A 979-nucleotide genomic window follows, 5' to 3' on the forward strand; every position below is an offset into this window, starting at 1 on the left:
CAAGACATGCGTGCCGGACTTGAGTAGCTGCGGATTGTCGATCTCGACGGTCTGGTCGCTGAGCCGGAATGACGTTAGCGGAACCGGCTTGCCGTCGGGCTTCACCAGCGTCAGCACCAGAGGCGAGACCGGCTCGCTGAAGGTCAGCGAGAACTGCGCCGGCCCCTGTGCCAGCACCGCGCCGTCGGCCGGGTCGGTCTTGATCAGCGCGGCATGGGCAAAGGCCTGATCCGACACGGCAAGGCCGGCAAGAAACACGATCACGGCCAACAGGCCGGCGGCAAGCCGGCCGGCGCGTTGGCCGGTCATGGAAGCCGTTTGCAGGAGGGAGGTCGTGCCCATGTCACCGCCACGAAAAGGAGCGGCGCGCTCGAAAGGGCGCGCCGCCTGGGAGATCATTTCTTCGGCAGCAGCTTGATGCCGGGTGCCGGGCTTTCCAGCGCGTCTTCATCCTGCCCTGCCGCCGGGATCTCGATCCAGCGATCGGCGGCGCCGTCGCATTCCTGCACCACCGGGAAGTAGAGTTTTTGGCCCGCCGGCAGATCCGCCGTCAACGTCGCGCGGAAGACAAACTCGTCGTAGAATTCGTCCGGCAGGCTGCCAGCGCTCCAGTCGACTTCCTTGACCCCGTCGGCAACCGCCTGACCGTAGAGCTGGTAGGATTTCTCGTACTTGCCCTTCTTGGTCTGCAGCGTCCAGCCTGGCTTCGGCATCGGCTTCACCGCGATCACCCCTTCCGGAATCTGCACGCGCACGGCGGTCGTCGCCTTGCCTTCGCAGCCATGCGGCACGCGCAGAACGGCCTTGTAGGTCGAGCCGACCGCCGCCTCCTGGGTTTCGAACGTGGTATGCGCGAAGGCGGCGCTGGTTCCGAGCGCGAGAAGTGCGCCGGCCGACAAAAGATATTTGTTCATGATGGTCCCTCGGATTTTCAAAATTTGTCGAACCGGCCGGATCAATTGGCGTGATCGTCCATGGC

2 protein-coding genes are annotated in these 979 nt (G+C 64.5%); both read right to left on the reverse strand.

Annotated features, from left to right (window positions below; all coding sequences use genetic code 11):
* Positions 1-342: copper resistance protein CopC (locus EN893_RS35590; protein ID WP_206640255.1), on the reverse strand; the 342-nt coding region annotated here is incomplete at its 3' end.
* Between the two features lie 53 nt (positions 343-395).
* Positions 396-914, reverse strand: a complete 519-nt coding sequence (locus EN893_RS35595; protein ID WP_128362248.1) for a YcnI family protein — start codon at positions 912-914, stop codon at positions 396-398.
* Positions 915-979: the final 65 nt, after the last annotated feature.

It is taken from the genome of Mesorhizobium sp. M7A.F.Ca.CA.004.04.2.1 (assembly GCF_004022825.1).
Classification (GTDB): domain Bacteria; phylum Pseudomonadota; class Alphaproteobacteria; order Rhizobiales; family Rhizobiaceae; genus Mesorhizobium.

What these genes read in the sequence shown, in the direction of transcription:
- EN893_RS35595 (WP_128362248.1), bottom strand. Translation starts at nt 914, where the DNA reads ATGAACAAATATCTTTTGTCGGCCGGCGCACTTCTCGCGCTCGGAACC.